This window comes from Ruegeria atlantica, assembly GCF_013032505.1.
Lineage (GTDB): Bacteria > Pseudomonadota > Alphaproteobacteria > Rhodobacterales > Rhodobacteraceae > Ruegeria > Ruegeria atlantica_F.
This window is the reverse complement of the sequence record NZ_WQCG01000007.1, coordinates 127,795-146,900: the sequence shown is the minus strand read 5'-3', so window position 1 is coordinate 146,900 and position 19,106 is coordinate 127,795. Positions and strand designations below refer to the sequence as shown.

Annotated in this window: 20 protein-coding genes and 1 riboswitch; of the genes, 7 read left to right on the top strand and 13 right to left on the bottom strand. The window is 57.1% G+C overall.

What is annotated here, in order from left to right:
- Positions 1-14: 14 nt before the first annotated feature.
- The 12 genes from GOW92_RS20475 to dnaK form a co-directional block, all read right to left on the bottom strand.
- Positions 15-749, bottom strand: coding sequence for an ABC transporter permease (locus GOW92_RS20475; protein ID WP_170564169.1), 735 nt, complete (start codon positions 747-749; stop codon positions 15-17).
- The gene (locus tag GOW92_RS20470; protein WP_170564166.1) at positions 746-1,474 is read right to left on the bottom strand and encodes an ABC transporter ATP-binding protein; all 729 of its coding nucleotides are present in this window, start codon (positions 1,472-1,474) and stop codon (positions 746-748) included. The genes GOW92_RS20475 and GOW92_RS20470 overlap by 4 nt, the downstream gene beginning before the upstream one ends.
- Positions 1,471-2,145 (bottom strand): thiaminase II, encoded by a 675-nt coding sequence (gene tenA, locus GOW92_RS20465; protein ID WP_170564163.1) that lies wholly within the window; start codon positions 2,143-2,145, stop codon positions 1,471-1,473. Before tenA ends, GOW92_RS20470 begins: the two co-directional genes overlap by 4 nt.
- Complete coding sequence (locus GOW92_RS20460; protein WP_170564160.1) at positions 2,142-3,077, bottom strand: ABC transporter substrate-binding protein; 936 nt, start codon at positions 3,075-3,077, stop codon at positions 2,142-2,144. The genes tenA and GOW92_RS20460 overlap by 4 nt, the downstream gene beginning before the upstream one ends.
- 20 nt (positions 3,078-3,097) lie before the next feature.
- Positions 3,098-4,060, bottom strand: a complete 963-nt coding sequence (locus tag GOW92_RS20455) for a HesA/MoeB/ThiF family protein (protein WP_170564157.1) — start codon at positions 4,058-4,060, stop codon at positions 3,098-3,100.
- A complete protein-coding gene (locus tag GOW92_RS20450) occupies positions 4,057-4,653 on the bottom strand; it encodes a thiamine phosphate synthase (RefSeq protein WP_170564155.1) in 597 nt (198 codons plus the stop codon). Before GOW92_RS20450 ends, GOW92_RS20455 begins: the two co-directional genes overlap by 4 nt.
- Positions 4,650-5,414, bottom strand: a complete 765-nt coding sequence (locus GOW92_RS20445) for a thiazole synthase (RefSeq protein WP_170564152.1) — start codon at positions 5,412-5,414, stop codon at positions 4,650-4,652. Before GOW92_RS20445 ends, GOW92_RS20450 begins: the two co-directional genes overlap by 4 nt.
- A 3-nt stretch (positions 5,415-5,417) precedes the next feature.
- Complete coding sequence (thiS, locus tag GOW92_RS20440; RefSeq protein WP_170564149.1) at positions 5,418-5,612, bottom strand: sulfur carrier protein ThiS; 195 nt, start codon at positions 5,610-5,612, stop codon at positions 5,418-5,420.
- Positions 5,596-6,573: an FAD-dependent oxidoreductase gene (locus GOW92_RS20435; protein ID WP_170564146.1), complete on the bottom strand. Its 978-nt coding sequence runs from the start codon at positions 6,571-6,573 to the stop codon at positions 5,596-5,598. The genes thiS and GOW92_RS20435 overlap by 17 nt, the downstream gene beginning before the upstream one ends.
- On the bottom strand, positions 6,570-7,373 hold the full coding sequence (thiD, locus tag GOW92_RS20430) for a bifunctional hydroxymethylpyrimidine kinase/phosphomethylpyrimidine kinase (protein ID WP_170564143.1): 804 nt from the start codon (positions 7,371-7,373) through the stop codon (positions 6,570-6,572). The genes GOW92_RS20435 and thiD overlap by 4 nt, the downstream gene beginning before the upstream one ends.
- 46 nt (positions 7,374-7,419) lie before the next feature.
- Positions 7,420-7,524, bottom strand: a riboswitch (TPP riboswitch).
- Between the two features lie 130 nt (positions 7,525-7,654).
- On the bottom strand, positions 7,655-8,809 hold the full coding sequence (dnaJ, locus tag GOW92_RS20425; RefSeq protein WP_170564141.1) for a molecular chaperone DnaJ: 1,155 nt from the start codon (positions 8,807-8,809) through the stop codon (positions 7,655-7,657).
- A 74-nt stretch (positions 8,810-8,883) separates the two neighbouring features.
- Positions 8,884-10,794, bottom strand: coding sequence for a molecular chaperone DnaK (gene dnaK, locus GOW92_RS20420; protein ID WP_170564138.1), 1,911 nt, complete (start codon positions 10,792-10,794; stop codon positions 8,884-8,886).
- Positions 10,795-11,008: 214 nt separating this feature from the next.
- Here dnaK and GOW92_RS20415 point away from each other — a divergent pair, with 214 nt between their 5' ends.
- The gene (locus GOW92_RS20415; protein WP_170564136.1) at positions 11,009-11,611 is read left to right on the top strand and encodes an alpha-ketoglutarate-dependent dioxygenase AlkB family protein; all 603 of its coding nucleotides are present in this window, start codon (positions 11,009-11,011) and stop codon (positions 11,609-11,611) included.
- Here the strand turns inward: GOW92_RS20415 and GOW92_RS20410 are convergent.
- Positions 11,608-12,252, bottom strand: a complete 645-nt coding sequence (locus GOW92_RS20410) for an ABC transporter permease (protein WP_368040312.1) — start codon at positions 12,250-12,252, stop codon at positions 11,608-11,610. The genes GOW92_RS20415 and GOW92_RS20410 overlap by 4 nt on opposite strands.
- Positions 12,253-12,552: 300 nt before the next feature.
- Between GOW92_RS20410 and cysQ the strand changes: the two genes are divergently transcribed.
- The 6 genes from cysQ to GOW92_RS20380 all read left to right on the top strand — a co-directional run bounded on the left by cysQ (position 12,553) and on the right by GOW92_RS20380 (position 19,101).
- Positions 12,553-13,350 (top strand): 3'(2'),5'-bisphosphate nucleotidase CysQ, encoded by a 798-nt coding sequence (gene cysQ / locus GOW92_RS20405; protein ID WP_170564131.1) that lies wholly within the window; start codon positions 12,553-12,555, stop codon positions 13,348-13,350.
- Positions 13,350-14,150, top strand: a complete 801-nt coding sequence (locus GOW92_RS20400; RefSeq protein WP_170564128.1) for a 3-deoxy-manno-octulosonate cytidylyltransferase family protein — start codon at positions 13,350-13,352, stop codon at positions 14,148-14,150. Before cysQ ends, GOW92_RS20400 begins: the two co-directional genes overlap by 1 nt.
- 70 nt (positions 14,151-14,220) lie before the next feature.
- Positions 14,221-15,204 carry a UDP-glucose 4-epimerase GalE gene (gene galE, locus GOW92_RS20395; protein ID WP_170564125.1) on the top strand — a complete coding sequence of 328 codons (984 nt, stop codon included), beginning with the start codon at positions 14,221-14,223 and terminating at the stop codon, positions 15,202-15,204.
- Positions 15,185-16,270 (top strand): glycosyltransferase family 2 protein, encoded by a 1,086-nt coding sequence (locus GOW92_RS20390; RefSeq protein ID WP_170564122.1) that lies wholly within the window; start codon positions 15,185-15,187, stop codon positions 16,268-16,270. The genes galE and GOW92_RS20390 overlap by 20 nt, the downstream gene beginning before the upstream one ends.
- A 147-nt stretch (positions 16,271-16,417) precedes the next feature.
- Positions 16,418-17,404 carry a glycosyltransferase family 2 protein gene (locus GOW92_RS20385; RefSeq protein WP_170564119.1) on the top strand — a complete coding sequence of 329 codons (987 nt, stop codon included), beginning with the start codon at positions 16,418-16,420 and terminating at the stop codon, positions 17,402-17,404.
- Entirely contained in the window at positions 17,401-19,101 is a 1,701-nt protein-coding gene (locus GOW92_RS20380) for a DUF5927 domain-containing protein (RefSeq protein WP_170564116.1), read from the top strand. Before GOW92_RS20385 ends, GOW92_RS20380 begins: the two co-directional genes overlap by 4 nt.
- The last annotated feature ends 5 nt before the right edge of the window (positions 19,102-19,106 follow it).

Sequence of the window (19,106 nt, the reverse complement as noted above, 5' to 3'; positions counted from 1 at the left end):
CGGTTTCCGAATCGTTAACGTGTTTCTCCCGCCATACGCGCCGTTGCCAATCTGACGATCAAGTGCAGCAGGATCGAGAACACTCCCAACGTCAGCATCGCCGCAAACATCAGATCGGTCTTTGCCCGACCATTGGCAAGCAGCATCAGGTATCCCAACCCCCGTGATGACCCGACCCACTCACCGATCACGGCCCCGATCGGGGCATAAACCGCCGCCAACCGCATCCCAGATGCCAGCGAAGGCAAGGCTGCCGGTATGCGAATGTGCCACAGCACGGCGCGCGGGCTGGCCTGCATGGTCCGCGCCAGATCGAGATATCCGGCCGGCGTTCGCATTAGCCCATCGAAAAAGGACGAGGTGATCGGGAAGTAGATGATCAGCACCGCCATAGCGACCTTGGACCACAAGCCATAGCCCAACCAAAGGGTCAGCAAAGGCGCCAGCGCGAAGACCGGCAACGCCTGCGTAAACACCAGCATCGGCTGCACCAACACCCGCGCAACCCGGGAATTGGCCAGTTGCAGCGCGGTAACGATCCCCAAAACCGTACCGCAGGCCAGGCCGATGACGACCTCCATGGCGGTGACCCAAGTGTGTTCTGCGATAACCCAACGATTCTGCCACCATGTCTCGGCCACCAAGGCCGGGCCCGGAAGAATGAACTTCGGAAGCCCGGTCAGGGAAACGATTGCCTGCCAGATCGCCAGCGCGAACAGCGTCGCAGCAAAGACCGACAGCAGTTTCATGCCGCATCCTCACGCAACAGGCGCAGTAGCGCGCCCTGCGTTTCCAGCGTTTCCAGATCGTCGACCTTGCGCGGGGCCAGAGCACGCGGCGGACGGCAAGGCGTAATACCGTCCTGCGTCATGACAACGATGGCCTGCCCCAAGCGGGCGGCCTCGCCCGGGTCATGGGTGACCAGCAGAACGGTTCGACCCTGTAACGCTTCGGCCGCAAGGTCTTGCATATCCGCACGGGTGCGGGCGTCCAGGGCCGAGAACGGCTCATCCAACAGAACAATGGGGCGATCCTCCATCAACGTGCGGGCCAAGGCCACGCGTTGACGTTGGCCGCCCGACAGTTCTCCGGGTTTTTTGTTCATGTGACCCTGCAGGTGCATCCGTTCGATCAACCGATCGCGGCGGTTCAAGTCTGGCTTTTGTCGGCGCAACCGTGCTCCCAGCAAGACATTCTGCGCAACAGTCGCCCAAGGTAGCAGCAGATCATCCTGCGCCATATAGGCGACCCGGTCTTGCACGGAATGCCCGTCACTGGCGGTGATCTGACCGATGAATTCTGCGCCGGTTTCCAAGCCTGCAATCAGGCGCAGAATTGTGGTTTTACCTACTCCCGATCCGCCCAACAGGCAGGTCCAACGCCCTGCGCCAAGGGTCAGGGTTAACGGCGCGAACAAAGGCGCGCCGCTGATGGTGGCAGACCCATTGATGACCAGTTCGGGAGCCGGGGTCACGGCGTCAGGCCCATTTGCCAGAAATTGATCTCGAGCTCAGTCGCTGTTCGGAAAGTATGGCACAGGCGATTCCAGCGCGGGGATGTTTCAAAATCCGCCCCGATGCGCCTTGTTAGAGCCGAATCCAAAAATTCTCCAACCGCCTCGCAACCGCGCTGATAGTCATCGCTGGCATAGGTTGTGATCCAATCGCGATAGGTCTCGGACGTCGCCTCGGCAGCCAGCCGTGTGCCAATCTCACCATAGCCCATCACGCAAGGTGCAAGGGCTGCCAGCAGGTCAAGCAGATCGCCGCTATACCCGGCCTCAAGCACGTACCGCGTATAGGCAAGGTTCTCAGCGCGTTCCGGCGTAGAGAACAATTGGTCCTGCGGGATGCCTTCGGCCTCGCAGATCCCGATATGCAGCTTCATCTCTTCGCTGACCAGCCCGTTCACTGTGCGCGCCGCAGCCTGCATTTCCGTGTGCGTTTCCGACTTCACAACCGCCAGCGCCCAGGCGCGCGAGAAATGAATCAGGAACACGTAATCTTGCCGCAGATAGTGAAGAAACGCCGCGCGAGGGAGCGTTCCGTCCTTCATGCCTTCGACAAAGGCGTGGCGGGTATAGTCCTGCCACGGCCCCTTTGCGGCCCCGCGCATCAAGGCGAATGCTTTGCCATAGTCGCTCATTGCACGGTCACATCTACTGAGATGTCGCTGACCGGGTTGATGCTGTCGATCATACCGCTGTCTTTCAGAAATGCCTCAAACCGGGCATAACGACCCGCATCAAATCCCGCCGGGCGAAGCGCGAAGCGGGGCAACGTGTCTACCCAGGCGCGGGCATTCAACTCGTCCTGCAATTCAGGCGAAGTACCAGCGAAGATTTCCCAGCTTTTTTCGGGGTTGTTGACGATGAATTGGGTGGCCTTCTCGGTCGCGGCCAGAAAGCGAGCGACTTTGTCCGCATCCATCGTATCGGGGTTGGCGACATAGATCAGCTCGTCATATGACGGCACACCTTCTTCTTCGATGTAAAAACAACGGCCCGCGACGCCTTCGATGTCCATCTGGTTCAGCTCAAAGTTCCGGAAGGCCCCTATGACCGCATCTACCTGACCTGTCATCAGCGAAGGTGACAGCGAGAAATTGACGTTAACCATCTCAATATCGTCCAGCGCGACATCATGAGCCTTCAGCATGGCGCCCAGCACGGCCTCTTCGACACCCGCGACCGAAAAACCTACCTTTTTTCCCTTCAGGTCGGCGAGTGTTTTGATCGGACCGTCTTTGAGCACCAGCAGACAGTTCAACGGTGTGGCAACCAGAGTACCGACACGCTTAAGCGGCAGGCCCTCATGGATTTGCAGATGCAACTGCGGCTGGTAGGATACGGCCAGATCGGCCTGCCCGGCAGCAACCAGACGCGGCGGTGCGGATGGGTCGGCGGGTGGCACAATTTCAATCTCTAGCCCTTCATCGGCGAAGTACCCGTTTTCCTGCGCCACGATGATGGGTCCGTGGTCGGGGTTGACGAACCAGTCCAGCAGAACGGTCATCTTGTCCTCTGCCCATGCCGGAGCGGCAGCCAGAAGGGCAATCGCTGTAATCAACTTTTTCATGTCTCGCGTTTCCTTTTCATTCACGAGGTTGCGGCTGCGACGAGAACGATCTCGCCCGGCCAATCCGGTTTCAATTTTTCCGCGGCGCGCCATGCTCGCAGCCCAGTGGCACAGCAAAACGCCAGTCGTTTTCCTTTGTTAGGCTCTAAAATTAGCATTTCATGAGTTCGACGGTGCGCTTTGGGATGAATAGGTTCAGGCGCTTCGTCTGGCGTGCGCAATTCGATGATCAGGTCATCCGGGGTCAACTGGCAGGCCGATACGAATGGAAAATGGTGGGTAGGCTCAGGTGCTTCATCAAAACGGAATGCTGTACTGCGCATCGTACGGGCGTCGAACTGAACCATTTGCCCCAAAGGCGAAGGCTCAAGGCCCAGAATCACTCCAAGTGCCAGTTGCGCCTGCATCGCCCCAACCATTCCAACAACCGGGCCTAGCACTCCGGCTGTGGCGCAACTTGCCGCGCTGTCCGGCGCATCGGGAAAAAGCGCCCGCAAGGATGGGGCGCCACCGCAAAAGCCGCCAACATAGCCCGACAACCCCAACACGGACGCACTTATCAGTGGTTTGCCCAGCGCACTGCACGTATCCGATAACGTGTAACTTGCAGCATAACTGTCCGCGCAATCGAGAATAACATCGGCCTGTGAGACGAACTCTGGAGAATTTACGCTTGTTAGAGCCCTTTTTTCACCCACAACTGTGATTTCTGCATTTAGAGCCCGACACCGCTCGGCCGCGACTTCCGCTTTTGGGCGACCGCAATCGCGTTCGGTAAACAAAGTCTGGCGATGCAGGTTCGACAGGGCTATTTCGTCCCGATCCATGATCGTCAGATGCCCGACCCCGGAACCGGCCAGCAACGGCAAGACGGGCGCTGCCAAACCCCCGGCTCCAACAACCAGAACCCGCGCGTTAGAAAGACGGGCCTGGCCATGCTCGCCGACCTCAGTCAGGATCATCTGGCGGGCATAGCGGTTCATCTGGTGGCCTCGATCCACGCGCGAACACGTGCCTCGGGGTCTGTATTAAGGGTGATGTCAGTGACGGCCGAGACGATATCAGCACCGGCCTGCAGCACGCCCGGCGCGCGCTCAACGCTCATCCCGCCGATACCAACGAGCGGGATTTCACCTAAACGCGTTTTCCATTCGGTGACGCGGGGAAGACCCTGCTGTTCCCACTTCATCTTCTTCAAGATCGTAGGGTAGACCGGTCCCAGCGCGACATAGTCTGGGTGCATTGCCAGAACACGCTCAAGCTCGTCATCGTCATGGGTCGAGACGCCCAATTTCAATCCAGCGCTTCGGATGGCTTTCAGATCCGCGTCATCCAGATCCTCCTGCCCGAGGTGAATCCAGTCACAACCGGCCTCAATCGCTATCTGCCAATGATCGTTCACCACCAGAACAGCCCCATGTGCACGGCACAGATCGCGTGAAATTTTGACCTGTTCCCGCACAACCGCGTCTGGCTGGTCCTTGATCCGCAACTGAACCAGCTTCACACCCAGGGGCAACATCCGGTGTAACCAGTCGGAATGATCAAAGATTGGGTAGAACCGGTCGAGGGTCATGACAAAAACGCCTTTCCGATAACTGGGGTCGAAGGTTCGGCCATGTCGCGGGCCTCGATGGGATCGGCCTGATGGGCCAATTGTCCGGCCGCGATCGCCTGCATCATTGCTTTGGCCATGACTGCCGGGTCACCGGCCCGCGCAACGGCCGTGTTCAGCAGCACGGCATCAAATCCCAATTCCATCGCATGCGCGGCATGGCTGGGCAGGCCGATTCCAGCGTCGATCACGAGCGGAACATCCGGAAACTCGGACCGCATCGCACGCAAGGCGTATTCGTTGTTCAGCCCACGACCCGAACCAATTGGGGCGCCCCAAGGCATCAGAACTTGGCACCCGGCGCTGAGCAATCGCTCACCCACAATCAGGTCGTCCGTGGTGTAGGGGAAAACCTCGAACCCGTCCTCGGTCAGAATGCGCGCGGCTTCGACCAGTTGGAACACGTCAGGCTGCAAACTGTCGGTGTGGCCGATCAGTTCCAGCTTGATCCATTTGGTATCAAATACTTCTCGCGCCATATGGGCGGTGGTCACGGCCTCTTTGACCGTGTGGCAACCCGCTGTGTTCGGAAGGACCAGGACGTTCAGATCGCGGATCATCTGCCAAAAGGTCTGGCCCGCGCCAGCTTCGCGCCGCAAGGACACGGTGGCAACGCCAGCCCCGCTTTGCCGAAACGCCTGTTCCAGAATTGCAGGACTGGGATATTGTGCAGTGCCCAACATCAGAGGGTTCGGGAGCGCTGTGCCATAAAAGGTCTTCATCCTTCAGCCCCCCTGCATCGGGGCTACGACCTCAACCCGGTCGCCGTCACTCAGCTTGTGGGAAGTGCGCAGGCTTGAAGGCACGAATTCCTCGTTCACAGCCGTGGCCACCCGCCCCGAAAACCCGCGTTCCTGCAAAAGATCGGCAAGAGTCTTCGCCCGCACCCGGTGGAGCTCGCCATTAAGTACGATCTTCATCGACCATCTCCGAATGTATGTTGTTCAACGCCAGATCAGCCACGCCCATTGCCAGCGCAGGGGCCAGCAAATAGCCGTGGCGATAGAGGCCATTAGCGAAAATTGTTCGGCCAAGCCGCCGAATACGCGGCAAGTTGTCTGGAAAAGCAGGGCGCAAATCGACACCGATTTCCAAAATTTCGGCCTCACCAAAGGCGGGATTCAGGGCATACGCAGCGCTAAGAAGCTCCAGCATCGAGCGCGCCGTAATACGGCTGCTGTCTTCGGATTCGACCATCGTTGCGCCCAACATGTAAACGCCATCTCCGCGTGGAACGATGTACAGTGGCATTCGTGGGTGGAGCAGGCGAACGGGCCGAGTCAGGGTCACGTCCGGGCACCTGATCACCAGCATCTCACCCTTCACGCCGCGCAGATCAGTCAGATGATCACGGGCGTGCAATCCTCGGCAATCAATTGCGCTATCCAACTGTGCCGGCGCGCGCTTTTTATGGAATACAACGCCATCTTCCTGAAGCTGGCGAGCCAGGTCGAGCAAGGCCTGGCGTGGATCCAGATGGGCCTCGGCATCAAAATAGAGGCCCCTTCCGAAATTGTGTAGTTCAGGCTCTAAACAAGAGATTTCTTTACCATCGATCTCGGAAAAGCCGTCCGTACGGCGGGCAAAACGGCGCAGGTCCGGCAAGTCTCGCTGGTTAGCTACTACCAATGTGCCGCGCCTATGAATCTGCGTCCGCTTTGCCCACCAATCAATTGCCGTTTGACCAAGGCGCAAAACGGGTTCCTCGGCATTTTCGTACTCACACCAGGGGGCCAGCATTCCGCCCGCCCACCAGGAACAGCCATGTGGTCCCGGATGACCGCCGGGATCAAACACCCGCACCTTCGCGCCGCGCGAGACAAGCTCGGACGCGACGGCCAAACCGGCCACGCCTGCCCCTATGATGGACCAGACGGTCATGCAGACCAAACCTGATGGAAGTGGTGTACAGGCCCGTGGCCCTGCCCGATTTTCAAGCCATCGGCCTGGGAAATAGCGCCCTGCAGATAGTCATGCGCTTGGGCTACGGCGTCAGTCAGCGAAAGATCTTTAGCCAGTCCGGCAGCGATGGATGAGGACAGGGTGCACCCTGTTCCGTGGGTGTTGCGTGTCTGTCGGCGTGGCGCTTGAAACCGTTCAATCACGCCAGAGTCTGAGACCAGAATGTCGTGGCAGATGTCACCTTTCCCATGACCGCCCTTCATCAGGACCGCACTCGCACCCATTGTGCACAACTCGCGCCCTTGTTTGATCATCTGTTCGAGGCTGTCCGCTGGTTCAGCGCCCAGCAAACAGGCTGCTTCTGGCAGGTTTGGTGTCAACACAGTCGCGCGCGGCAGCAACACGTCGCGCAGGGTATGCACGGCCTCTTGCGCCAGCAACGCATCGCCGGATTTGGCAATCATGACCGGATCCAGAACCACTGGCCCGTCAAAACCCGCAATACCGTTCGCGACGCTGAGGATAATCTCAGGGGTTGCCAGCATTCCGATCTTGATCGCGCCGACTTCCAAATCTGTCAGAACGGCCTCGATCTGGGCCACGACAATGTCCGACGGGATACCATGTACGGCTGTCACGGCCCGCGTGTTCTGAGCCGTCACCGCGGTAATCACACTGGCCCCGTAGACCCCCAGCGCCGACATCGCCTTGAGGTCCGCCTGAATTCCGGCCCCTCCGCCACTGTCCGATCCTGCGATTGTTAAGGCAATGGGTGCCATGTCGTTGCTCCAGTTCAAAATGGGCAACGGGGCATGGAAAACGTCTAAGCATTATAAGACCGTTCCCTACGCCGGTATTGCCCGGATCAGGTTCGATGGGTTAGCGCATTCACGCCTCTCAGCCCCAAGCAGGGCACCCCAACGGTTGGGCGGACAATCTCAGGGGATCAAAAAGGAATCAAGGGCCAATTTTGTGGCAGATCGCGGCCAAACTGGACTTATGAAATCCAAAAGCCGGCCTCGATGGGCCGGCTTGTGACAGAAGTTCACGAAGTGCTGTTTCAGCCCTTCATACCGTCCCAAAAGGATTTGACGGATGAAAAAAAGCTTTTTGATTCCGGGTGGTTGTCTTCGCCCAGATCGTCGAACTCACGCAGCAGTTCTTTCTGGCGGCTGGTCAAATTGACCGGGGTTTCCACCGCCAGTTCAATGAACATGTCGCCAATTCCGCCGCCGCGAAGGGCGGGCATGCCTTTACCGCGTAAACGCATCTGGCGACCAGACTGGCTGCCGGCCGGGATTTGCACGCGGCCACGGCCACCGTCAATTGTGGGCACTTCAATCGAACCACCCAGCGCGGCTTTCCCCATGCTGACCGGAACACGGCAATACAGGTTTACGCTGTCGCGTTCGAACAGCTTGTGGTCCGAAACTTCGACAAAAATATACAGGTCGCCCGGAGGGCCACCGCGCATCCCGGCCTCGCCTTCACCGGCAAGACGGATGCGAGTGCCGGTTTCGACACCAGCCGGAATGTTAACCGACAGCGCGCGTTCTTTTTCGACGCGCCCGGCGCCCCCGCAGGCTTTACAAGGATTCTTGATGATCTGACCCAGTCCCGAACAGGTCGGGCAGGACCGTTCGACTGTGAAAAAACCCTGTTGCGCCCGAACTTTTCCCATACCGGAACAGGTCGGGCAGGTCGTGGGCTCGACCCCACCTTCCGCACCTGATCCGTCACATGCCGAACAGGCCACGGCGGCAGGTACACTAATCGTCTTTTGCAGCCCCGAGAACGCCTCTTCCAACGTCACCCTCAGGTTATACCGCAGGTCCGAGCCGCGCGCGGCACGCCGGCCACCGCTTGTTGCACCGCGCTGACCGCCCATGAAGTCGCCAAACAGGTCATCGAACACATCCGAGAATGCGCTGGAGAAGTCGCCCTGCCCGCCAAATCCGCCGCCAGGGCGGCCACCGCCGCCCATGCCATTCTCGAAAGCAGCGTGGCCAAAGCGGTCGTAAGCCGCTTTTTTGTCGCCGTCGCGCAGGACATCATAGGCCTCATTCGCCTCTTTGAACTGCGCTTCTGCGTCGGGATTGTCCTTATTGCGATCTGGATGCAGTTCTTTGGCCTTCTTGCGAAAGCCTTTCTTTATCTCATCCGCCGAAGCGCCCTTGGACACGCCGAGCACTTCGTAATAGTCGCGTTTGGACATCAGTATTTCCTTCTGCCTCAACGTAATCGGGCCGGCCCGGCAACCGGACCGGCCCGAATTGGCCCGGTTACCCGTTAGTTACGCTTGTCGTTGTCCAGATCTTCGAACTCGGCATCAACGATGTCATCATCACCAGCCGGAGCTTCATCAGCTGCAGCAGGCTCATCCTCGGCTTCCTCGGACTGCGCCTTGTAGATGGCTTCGCCCAGCTTCATGGCCGCTTCGGTCACGTTCTGAATGCCGGACTTGATCTTGTCGGCATTCTCAGTTTCCAGCTCGTCCTTCAGCGCAGCGATTGCCAGTTCGATGGCTTCGATGGTGGTCGGGTCAACCTTGTCGGCATGCTCTTCCATCGACTTCTCGGTCGAATGGATGAGGCTTTCCGCCTGGTTCTTGGCGTCGACCAGTTCGCGGCGTTCCTTGTCGGCTTCCGCGTTCTCTTCGGCGTCCTTGACCATCTTGTCGATATCCTCGTCGGACAGACCGCCCGATGCCTGGATCGTGATCTTCTGCTCTTTGCCAGTGCCTTTGTCCTTGGCCGAAACCGAGACAATGCCGTTGGCATCGATGTCAAAAGTCACCTCGATCTGAGGCATGCCGCGCGGTGCGGGCGGGATATCTTCCAGATTGAACTGACCGAGGATCTTGTTGTCCGCAGCCATTTCGCGCTCACCCTGGAAACAGCGGATGGTAACGGCGTTCTGATTGTCCTCAGCGGTCGAGAAGACCTGAGACTTCTTGGTCGGGATCGTGGTGTTGCGGTCGATCAGACGGGTGAACACGCCACCCAGCGTCTCGATGCCTAGCGAAAGCGGGGTCACGTCCAGCAGAACCACGTCTTTGACGTCGCCTTGCAGAACACCGGCCTGAATGGCCGCGCCCATGGCAACAACTTCGTCCGGGTTCACACCCTTGTGCGGCTCTTTACCGAAGAACTTGGTGACCTCTTCGATCACTTTCGGCATCCGGGTCATACCACCGACCAGAACCACCTCGTCCACGTCGCCAGCCGACAGGCCTGCGTCTTTCAGAGCAGCCTGGCAAGGCTTCATCGACTTCTTGATCAGGTCGCCAACCAGCGATTCCAGCTTGGCACGGGTCAGTTTCATGACCATGTGCAGCGGCTGACCGTTTGCACCCATCGAGATGAACGGCTGGTTGATTTCGGTTTGCGAGGTCGAGCTGAGCTCGATCTTGGCTTTTTCAGCGGCTTCCTTCAGGCGCTGCAGGGCCATCTTGTCCTGAGACAGATCGACACCGTGTTCTTTTTTGAACTCGTCCGCCAGGTAGTTGACGATGCGCATGTCAAAGTCTTCACCACCCAGGAAGGTGTCGCCGTTGGTCGACTTAACCTCGAACAGGCCATCGTCGATTTCCAGAATGGTCACGTCGAAGGTACCACCACCAAGGTCATAAACCGCGATGGTTTGGGTTTCTTCCTTGTCCAGACCATAGGCCAGAGCAGCTGCTGTCGGCTCGTTGATGATCCGCAGCACTTCCAGACCGGCGATTTTACCGGCGTCTTTGGTGGCCTGACGCTGTGCGTCGTTGAAGTATGCCGGAACAGTGATAACCGCCTGCGTGACGTCCTCACCCAGATAGCTCTCGGCGGTTTCCTTCATCTTGCCCAGAGTGAAGGCCGAGATCTGGCTTGGGGAGTACTTTTCACCGCGGGCTTCAACCCACGCGTCGCCATTGCCGCCATCGACGATGGCGTACGGCACCATTTTCTTATCTTTTTCGACTTCTGCATCATCCACACGACGACCGATCAGACGCTTGACGCCAAAGATGGTGTTGTCAGGGTTGGTGACCGCCTGGCGTTTTGCAGGCTGACCGACCAGTCGCTCATCTTCGGTGAAGGCGACGATCGAGGGCGTGGTCCGCGCCCCTTCTGCGTTTTCGATGACCTTCGGCTGAGAGCCGTCCATGATGGCCACACAAGAGTTGGTGGTCCCGAGGTCAATACCGATTACTTTTCCCATATGTTCAATCCCTTTCTCTTCAAGGCGATGTCTCGAGGTCCGGACCCGTTATGGCATCCGGCCCCGATCTGGTTTGCACGAACAGCACTACACCATCGCGCGTCCCGGCGTATATAAGGGCGAGATCAGAGGCCTGCAAGCGGTGTAAAAGGCAGGTTTTCAGGAATCTGTGGCCTTTTTTGGCAAGGTTTTGGCAAGGATTGGGGAATCTTCAATGGCGCGGCTGCTCTTGCGCGGATTTGACATCAGAAAAGCCCATCTGGACGTTGCGGCACAAACGCAACTGATCGAGGTACTGCGCCCGATTCTCAAATCTGCGCCGCTGTTTCGGCCTGTAACGCCTTCGGGCAAGGAAATGTCGGTGCGAATGACCTCGGCCGGGTCGCTTGGCTGGGTCACTGACAACCGCGGGTACAGATATCAGGCGCAGCACCCAAAGGGGATGGTGTGGCCCGGCATTCCCGATACAATTCTGGGTATCTGGCGCGATCTTGTCAGCACGCAACGCGACCCGGATTGCTGTTTGATCAACTATTACAATGAAGGCGCGCGCATGGGACTGCATCAAGACAAGGACGAGGCCGATTTCTCGTGGCCCGTCCTGTCGGTATCCTTAGGCGATGATGCCCTTTTCCGCATCGGAAACGAAACCCGCGGGGGCAAGACCGAGTCCATATGGTTAAGCTCGGGTGATGTCGTCATCATGGGCGGCCCGGCACGCCTGACCTATCATGGGGTCGATCGCATCCGTTTCGGTTCTTCTAAGCTGCTGCCTAAAGGCGGGCGGATCAACCTGACCTTGCGCGTCGCAACTTAGCTGCGCGCACCCCAGCTGGCCGAAACATGCTTACGGGTGTAAAAAATCCCCAATAGTCCGATCATCAACAAAGCCAATCCAACCCACAGCGCATACTCCCAGCTGCTGTTGCGCGGGAAATAGTTACGAAAGACAAAACCGCGGCACTGATCAATCACGTGGAACAATGGGTTCCAGGCAAAAAAACTCAGCAAGAAGCCGCCCAGCGCATTCCCGACAACCATCTTGCCGGAAAATATCATATTCATACGTCGGTACAGGTTTTTCAGAATTTCAGCGGTGCCAGGAAACCACGGCTTTAGCGCCATAAGGACAACACCAACTGCACATCCCGTAAACCAGGCCAGGATCAACATGTAGAAAGCCCCGCCAGGCTCTTGGATCTCTAGGGGCTCAACAAGAACGCTATAGGCAAAAAGGATTACTAGGATTGAGACCAATTGTGTGTAAAGCGATCCAAAGGCTGTCGCAAGTAGCACCACCATCATGTTCATCGGAGAATGCAACATCATCGGGTTGTTCCCGGTGCCGACACCGGCAACAGTTCCCACAGCTTTGATATGGGTCAGAAACAGAAAAACACCTGATAACAAAAACAGGATGAAGTTTCCTCTGATCTTGGCGACCCGAGTACCTAACATTGACAAGATCAGATAAAATACAGTCACGAGTGCGAGAATTTGTATGATATTCACGACGATCGCGATCACTGCATTTGAGTGCCTGGAACGTATCCCATGCACCACCGCATGGTAAATAAGCTCCGTGGTTGTGAAAGCGCTACCCAGAAGCGTCTGATTTCGCTTAAAATAAAACACTCAGTTCACTCTTTCCCGCTGAATTGCCTGCAATCTGCCACGAATTTCTTGCCGTTCCGTAACCGGCACAGCATAAGACCCACAGGGATTTCTATCAACAAACCACAACAACGGAGCATTTTTGTGACCTACGACGCCCTTATTCCCATAATCAGACGTCTGGCGCTGGAAGCCGGGGACACAATCATGCAGATCTATGAAGCGGACGATTTTGACGTCAAAGTCAAATCTGACTCCAGCCCAGTGACTGAGGCAGATGAAGCTGCCGATGCCCTGATTTCGGCGGGCTTACGTGCTGCGTTCCCAGAAATTCTCTTGGTGACCGAGGAGCAGGCTGCCTCACATTTGGAAAAAGGCGACACGTTTCTGATCGTCGATCCTCTGGACGGGACCAAGGAATTCATCAACCGGCGTGGTGACTTCACGGTGAATATCGCGTTGGTCGAAAATGGTGTTCCAACCCGCGGCGTTGTTTATGCACCGGCAAAAGGGCGCATGTTCTACACCCAAGCGGACGGTCAATCGGTCGAAGAAACCGGCGCGCTTGACAAGGCGCAAGCCGGCGACGTGACCGTGATATCAGTGTCTGAACCAGACAATTCAGCGTTGATGATCGTCGCCTCAAAATCTCACCGCGATCAGGCGACCGAGGATTACATCAACAAATATCAGGTCAAAGACAGCAAAAGCGCGGGCTCGTCGCTGAAATTCTGTCTGGTCGCCACTGGCGAGGCGGACCTTTATCCCCGCGTCGGGCGCACGATGGAGTGGGATACAGCCGCTGGTCACGCCGTTTTGGCCGGTGCCGGTGGCAAGGTTGTTCGGTTCGATGACCACACGCCGCTGACCTATGGCAAGGACGACTATGCAAACCCGTTCTTTATCGCCTACGCTCCGGGCGTTGACCTGAAGGAGGCCTGATGTCTGTTCTGATTGCGATCCCTGCACGCTATGCCTCGACCCGTTACCCAGGAAAGCCGCTGGTTCCGCTGACCGGGGCGAATGGCAATGCGATGACCCTGATAGAACGATCCTGGCGCGCCGCCTGTTCCGTATCGGGTGTGGACAAAGTGGTTGTCGCCACCGATGACGACCGCATTCGCGACGTGGCTGAAGGGTTCGGGGCAGAAGTGGTGATGACATCCGAGGCCTGTGGCAATGGCACGGAACGCTGCGCCGAAGCCCACGCTGCGCTGGGTGCGGGCTACGAGATCGTAGTGAACCTGCAAGGGGATGCGCCGCTGACGCCTCATTGGTTTGTAGAAGACCTGATTGCCGGTCTGCGTGCCGCGCCCGAGGCCGGCGTCGCCACACCGGTACTCCGCTGTGACGGCGACGCTCTGAACAGCCTGCTGAACGATCGCAAACACGGGCGCGTTGGAGGCACAACCGCTGTGTTCGCAGCCGACCACAGCGCGATGTATTTCTCGAAAGAGGTCGTGCCTTTTACCGCAGAAACGTTTTCTGGCGACAAGCCGACCCCGGTGTTCCACCATGTCGGCGTCTACGCGTATCGACCGGATGCCCTTGCCGCCTATCCCGCCTGGCCTGTCGGACCGTTGGAACAGCTGGAAGGGTTGGAACAGCTGCGGTTTATGGAAAACGGTCGAAAGGTTCTGTGCGTCGAGGTCGAGGCCAAGGGGCGTCAGTTCTGGGAGTTGAACAATCCGCAGGATGTGCCGAAACTCGAAGAGATGATGGCCGCGATGGGGTTGGATTGAACCTTTTTCCCCTGAAATTTCGTCCAAGACATCGTCTAACTGAGCGCGGTACTACAATTCGGAACGAATTATGAAAAACATTCTTGTCACCGGTGGCGCCGGGTACATTGGATCTCATGCATGCAAAGCGCTGTCTCGGGCCGGTTACATACCGGTCACTTTCGACAACCTGGCAACTGGTTGGCAGGAAGCGGTAAAATTCGGGCCGTTTGAACAGGGCGATCTGTTGGATCGCGCCCGGTTGGATGAAGTGTTCGCCAAATACGAACCCGTGGCCGTTATGCACTTTGCGGCCCTCAGCCAGGTGGGCGAGGCGATGTCCGAGCCCGGCAAATACTGGTCGAACAACGTGACCGGTTCGCTGACTTTGATTGAAGCCGCAGTGGCCGCCGGCTGTCTCAATTTTGTCTTCTCATCCACCTGTGCCACCTATGGTGAGCACGACAATGTAGTGCTGGATGAAGACACGCCGCAACTGCCGCTGAACGCCTATGGGGCCTCAAAACGTGCCATCGAGGATATACTGCGCGATTTCCAGGCGGCGCACGGCCTGAATCATGTGATCTTTCGATATTTCAACGTGGCGGGTGCCGACCCGGATGGCGAAGTTGGCGAGTTTCACCGACCCGAAACGCACCTTGTGCCTTTGATGCTGGACGCCATCGACGGCAAGCGCGACGGGCTGACCGTATTCGGGACGGATTATGACACCCCTGACGGCACCTGCATTCGCGACTACGTGCATGTTTGCGACCTGGTTGACGCCCATGTTTTGGGATTGAACTGGTTGGAACAAGGCAAAGACAGCCGCGTTTTCAACCTCGGAACCGGGTCAGGATTTTCGGTGATGGAAGTGATCAGCCACTCAAAGGCCGTGACCAACCGCGATGTACCCTATACGACCGGACCGCGCCGGGCGGGGGATTGCACCAAGCTGGTCTCTGGCTCAGTCCGCGCTAACGAGGAACTGGGTTGGACCCCAAACAGATCCACGTTAGAGACGATGGTTGCCGATGCCTGGCGGTGGCATCAGAATGGCCATTACGATAAATGAGCCCATCGTGACCGCTATCGGGGAAGACACGCTTCCGCCCATCTCATGGGCGCAAAAGTACCGGTTACGATTGAAACGACAGCGGCTGTTGTGGCGATCTTTTCGCAGCCGTCATCAATTGTCTGGATTGATCAACCGTACCGCGACCATCAAACCTGGCGACGTACTGGCTTTCACCACGGTCCGCAACGAAATCGCGCGCCTACCTTGGTTCCTGCACCACTATCGTACATTGGGCGTCGATCACTTTCTGATCGTCGACAACGATAGCGATGACGGCTCGGTACCCTTTCTCCAAGAGCAAGCTGACGTGTCGCTGTGGCAGACACAAGACAGCTATCGCACGTCGCGCTATGGGCTGGATTGGTTGACTTGGCTGCAATTGCGCTATGGCCACAACCACTGGACCCTGATGGTCGATGCGGATGAGTTACTGGTCTACCCTGATCACGACACCCACCCGTTGCACGACTTGACGAAATGGCTTGATGATCAAGGGCGAGCCGCGTTTGGCGCATTAATGCTGGATCTTTATCCCAAAGGCCCTCTGGGGGAACAAAACTACGAACCTGAGACCGACCCGACCGACGTTCTGGGGTGGTTTGATGCCGCTCCCTATCGTGCGCGACGGCAAAGCCCGCTGGGAAACCTGTGGGTGCAGGGCGGCGCGCGCGAACGTATGTTTTTTGCGGATAATCCGCGTCGATCTCCAACGCTGAATAAAATTCCACTGGTCCGATGGTCACGGCGCTATGCATATGTGAATTCGTGCCATTCCGCCTTGCCCCGCCATTTGAACGCCGTCTACGAAGGTCCTGGAGGCACTGCGCCTTCCGGCGTTTTGTTGCACACAAAGTTCCTGCCCGAAGTTGTGGAAAAATCAAAGATCGAGAAAAGACGCCGGCAGCATTTTCACGACCCTGAACAGTTTGCCGGATACTATGACGGCATCATGGAACGCCCAGTCGTATGGGTGCCGGACTCAGCGCTATACGACGGTTGGAGATATTTGCAGCAATTGGGCCTGATGGGAGAAATCGACTGGGAAGGTCACAACTCAAACTAACGGTTTTTAAAGTCGTTGCTTCGAAATAGGGAAAAATGGCATAAAACGGCAATTGCCCGGTACCACTCTGGCTTGTACAGGCTCTGGGCACGCTCGCGTAATTAACAAAGGTTGGGCAGTCGCGTGGGCCTATTGGATTCATACCGGATGAGATTGCGGCGCAAGCGCCGTATCTTGCGCTGTCTTCGAAAACGGCGCGACCTTGTTCCGGTTTTCGTAAACACAAATTCAATAGGACGAACTGACATTCTTCTGGTCAGCGTCATACGCAATGAGAAAATCCGCCTTCCGTATTTTCTGGACTACTACCGACGGCTGGGCATCAACCATTTTCTGTTCGTTGACAATGCCAGCGACGACGGGTCACTCGAGTACCTGTCGGAGCAACCCGATGTGTCGGTCTGGCGCGCCGATGCAAGCTATAGGCGCGCGTCATTTGGGGTGGACTGGACAAACTACCTGCTGCGAAAGTTTGCACACCGGCACTGGGTTCTAACAGTCGATCCGGACGAGTTCTTCATCTACCCGTTTTGCGACACACGCCCAATTCGTGCCCTGACCGACTGGTTGGACGGCTGCGCCGTGCGCAGCTTCAGCGCGATGCTAATCGACATGTATCCTGAAGGGCCAGTCGAGGACGCCGTTTATACCGAGGGTCAAAACCCGTTCGAAATCGCCAAATGGTTTGATGCGGGCAACTACTCGATCACGAAAAATCCGACTTACGGGAACCTGTGGATCCAAGGCGGTCCCCGCGCCCGTGTTTTCTTTAAGGACGAGCCCAAAAAAGCGCCTGCATTAAACAAGATACCGTTGGTGAAATGGGATAAGCGCTATGTCTATGTCAGCTCAACCCACTCGCTGCTGCCACGTGGGTTGAACCAGGTTTTTGATGAATGGGGTGGTGAAAAGACAAGCGGCGCGCTGTTGCACGCCAAACTCATCAGCACCCTGAGCGAGAAGGCCCGGGAAGAAATGGAGCGCGGACAGCATTACCGCAGCTCTGGCGAGTATCGCGCCTATGCCGAACATCTGGCGGATATGCCCGAGTTCTGGTGCGATAAGTCCGAAGCCTACATCAACTGGCGACAGCTTGAAATTCTGGGTCTCATGTCAAAAGGAAACTGGGCATGAGCGATCTGGGCATTGTCATGCTGGTGCACACAGCACTGAACCGGGCCGGGCAAGTGGCACGCCACTGGACGGCTTCGGGATGCCCGGTGGTGATCCATGTGGATCGCAAGGTGCCAACCAAGGCCTACGCGGACTTTGTTGCCGCCTGTTCAGATGACCCGCTAATCCGGTTTTCTGACCGTCACGTCTGTAATTGGGGCGGTTGGGGTATCGTTGCAGCCTCGCAATCTGCTGCCGCACTTATGCTTAAGACGTTCCCGGATGTGCGCCATGTTTTTCTGACTTCGGGGGCTTGTCTTCCCTTGCGACCAGTAGATGAGCTGGTCAACTACCTCGCGGACCGGCCGCGTGTGGATTTTATTGAAAGCGCTACAACCTCTGATGTCAGCTGGACTATGGGGGGTCTGGATCAGGAACGCTTTACCCTGAGATTTCCGTTTTCGTGGCGCAAAAATCGCAGGTTGTTCGATGCCTATGTGAAACTGCAACGCGCATTGCGTATTCGCCGAAACATACCCGAAGGACTGGTGCCACATATGGGTAGCCAGTGGTGGTGCTTGACCCGCCAAACCTTGTCGGCCATTTTGCAGGATCCAAAACGCGAGACCTATGATCGGTATTTTCGGCGCGTCTGGATACCTGACGAAAGTTACTTCCAGACGCTGGCGCGCCTGTATTCCACCCATATTGAAAGCCGGTCGCTGACCCTGTCCAAGTTCGACTACCAGGGCCGTCCGCATATTTTCTACGATGATCACCTGCAACTGCTGCGCAGGTCCGATTGTTTTGTTGCCCGCAAAATCTGGCCCAACGCGGATCGCCTGTATCAGGCCTTTTTGACCGATCAGGCCGGCGCCATGAAGCCCGCTGAACCCAACCCAAGCAAAATCGACCGGGTGTTTTCCAAAGCTGTCGAACGGCGCACACGCGGGCGTGACGGGCTGTATATGCAAAGCCGTTTTCCTCGGCACGGCAATGAAAACGGACTGACTTCTGCTCCGTATTCGGTGTTTCAGGGCTTTAGCGAAGTGTTCGAAGATTTTGAGCCTTGGTTGACCAACATCACAGGCGCACGTGTCCACGGGCATCTGTTTGGTCCGCAACGCGCTGAATTCGCCGGCGATGAGAACATCATCAACGGTTGCCTCAGTGATTGCGCAACGCTGCGGGACTACAACCCGACAGCGTTCATTTCCGACCTGATCTGGAATACGCGCGGTGAAAAACAGTGCTTTCAGTTCGGTCCCGCTGACACGCAAAAGATCAACTGGTTCCTGGCCCGGGACAAAAATGCACAAATTTCAGTCATAACGGGGGCGTGGGCTATTCCGCTGTTTCGTTCCAATTTGAACTTTGCAGATATCCGGGCCGAGGCCGCCCGACTGCAGCAGATCGAGACCAAGCAATTGGAAATTCTGTCTTCGGTCTGGACCAAAGCGCGCGTACGCAAGTGGACATTGGCGGAATTCGTTGAATCTCCGGTCGAGCCCTTGCAAACCGTAATCGAAGATACCGGAACCATCCAAACCAGCCACCTGACCGAAGCGCCAAAAATGGTGGACCTCACCGGTTTTGGCCAGTTCCTGCAAAACCTCAAGAACCAGGGCATGCATCCCTATCTGATGGGCGACTTCCCACCGGATGACAGTTTGGCCAATCGGGTCCGGCCGTACCGAAAACCCTATCTGGTGCAGTAAGCCTT